This window comes from Pseudomonas sp. P4_C3 (assembly GCF_056402075.1).
In genome coordinates, this window is sequence record NZ_JBFUIC010000526.1 from 1 (window position 1) to 2,091 (window position 2,091).

A 2,091-nucleotide genomic window follows, 5' to 3' on the forward strand; every position below is an offset into this window, starting at 1 on the left:
TGGCCACCGACTGGGAACCGTACGCCGAATACATGCTGGAAGTGATGAGCGTCGCGCCGGGCTACCGCAACCTCGCTGAAGACGGCAAGTGCGTTCCGCGCCCGGCCGAGCGGCCGATCACCAAGTTCGAACGCCGTGGCGAACGTCTTGGGCATGGCGTGTGGGATTTGAAGTTCGAGAAGCAGTCCTAAGCATCACCCAATACAAACTGTGGGAGCGACGGTGCGACGATTCGACTTGCTCGCGATGAGGCCATCAAATTCAACATCTCTGTTGACTGTCAGGCCGCCATCGCGAGCAAGTCGAATCGTCGCACCGTCGCTCCCRCAGTTTGTATTGGGTGATGCTTAGGACTGCTTCTCGAACTTCAAATCCCACACGCCATGCCCAAGACGTTCGCCACGGCGTTCGAACTTGGTGATCGGCCGCTCGGCCGGGCGCGGAACGCACTTGCCGTCTTCAGCGAGGTTGCGGTAGCCCGGCGCGACGCTCATCACTTCCAGCATGTATTCGGCGTACGGTTCCCAGTCGGTGGCCACCATTGAGCAGCGCGCCGACACCCGGACGGTGAACCTCGACGCCGATGAAATCCTGCTCCGGCGCAGCCGCTGCCATTTCCAGCAACGAATGGCCCATGCCGAAACCGATTTCCAGCGAGCGCGGTGCCGAGCGACCGAACACCTGGTCGAAATCCACCGGCGCGTCTGCCAGCGGCAGCACGAACAGCGGAGTGCCCTGCTCCAGGCCCTTTTGCTGGCCTTCGGTCATGCGCCCGGCGCGCATCACGAAGCTCTTGATGCGGCGGTGTTGGCGCTCGTCGCCTTCTTCCGTCTGGATTGGCGTGTCGTTCGATTCAGTCATCAATGGCTCTTACTTGATCAGACCATCCAGCGGCGAAGAGGCGCTGGCATAGAGTTTTTTCGGCATGCGGCCGGCGAGGTAAGCCAGGCGGCCTGCGACGATCGCATGTTTCATGGCTTCAGCCATCATGACCGGCTGCTGGGCGTGGGCAATGGCCGAGTTCATCAGCACTGCATCACAGCCCAGCTCCATGGCGATGGTGGCGTCGGACGCAGTACCGACACCGGCATCCACCAGCACCGGAATCTTGGCTTCTTCCAGGATGATTTGCAGATTGTACGGGTTGCAGATCCCCAGGCCCGAACCGATCAGACCAGCCAGCGGCATGACGGCGATGCAGCCGATTTCCGCCAGTTGCCGGGCGATGATCGGGTCATCGCTGGTGTAGACCATCACGTCGAAGCCTTCCTTGACCAGCGTTTCGGCGGCCTTGAGGGTTTCAATCACGTTGGGGAACAGGGTTTTCTGGTCGGCCAGCACTTCCAGCTTCACCAGGTTGTGGCCATCGAGCAGCTCACGGGCCAAGCGGCAGGTGCGCACGGCTTCGATGGCGTCGTAGCAACCGGCGGTGTTCGGCAGGAAGGTGTAGCGATCCGGCGACAGCACTTCGAGCAGGTTCGGCTCGCCCTCGATCTGGCCAAGGTTGGTGCGGCGCACGGCGAAAGTGACGATCTCGGCACCTGAGGCTTCGATTGCCAGGCGGGTTTCTTCCATGTCACGGTACTTGCCGGTACCGACCAGCAAACGCGACTGGTAAGTACGACCGGCCAGGACGAAAGGCTTGTCGCTGCGAACGATGCTCATGGGAAATCCTCTGTAGGGGTGAGGTACTTGCAGAATTCTGTGGCCACGCGGCCGAGGCTACTAGCCGCCGCCGATGGCGTGCACCACTTCGACGTTGTCGCCGTCGTTCAACGCGGTGTCTGCATGCTGACTGCGCGGGACGATATCCAGATTGAGTTCCACCGCCACCCGGCGTCCGGCCAGGTCCAGACGGTTCAGCAGGGCCGCAACGGTTTCACCGTCGGGCAGTTCAAAGGATTCGCCGTTCAACTGAATGCGCATGCCGGATGCCGCCATCATTTTTAGGGGCAGGCATTCTAGCCCGATCAGTCAGGCCGACCCAAGCCATTCGTCTTGAAACTCGATCCTGTAGGAGCTGCCGCAGGCTGCGATCTTTTGACTTTTATTTTGTAAGATAAAAAGATCGCAGCCTGCGGCAGCTCCTAC

The 2,091-nt window shown here is 60.8% G+C and carries 2 protein-coding genes and 2 pseudogenes; 1 reads left to right on the forward strand and 3 read right to left on the reverse strand.

From position 1 onward, the window contains the following. Positions 1-191 (forward strand): annotated as a pseudogene (locus tag AC1DVH_RS30190) (tRNA (guanosine(46)-N7)-methyltransferase TrmB); the annotation flags it as partial. Positions 192-347: 156 nt separating this feature from the next. Here AC1DVH_RS30190 and trmB read toward each other — a convergent pair. From trmB to thiS, 3 genes and pseudogenes are all read right to left on the reverse strand, one after another. Continuing rightward, positions 348-861: pseudogene (trmB, locus tag AC1DVH_RS30195) on the reverse strand (tRNA (guanine(46)-N(7))-methyltransferase TrmB). A gap of 9 nt (positions 862-870) precedes the next feature. Then, positions 871-1,665 carry a thiazole synthase gene (locus tag AC1DVH_RS30200; RefSeq protein ID WP_007975390.1) on the reverse strand — a complete coding sequence of 265 codons (795 nt, stop codon included), beginning with the start codon at positions 1,663-1,665 and terminating at the stop codon, positions 871-873. A gap of 60 nt (positions 1,666-1,725) precedes the next feature. Next, entirely contained in the window at positions 1,726-1,926 is a 201-nt protein-coding gene (thiS, locus tag AC1DVH_RS30205; protein WP_477756878.1) for a sulfur carrier protein ThiS, read from the reverse strand. Positions 1,927-2,091: the final 165 nt, after the last annotated feature.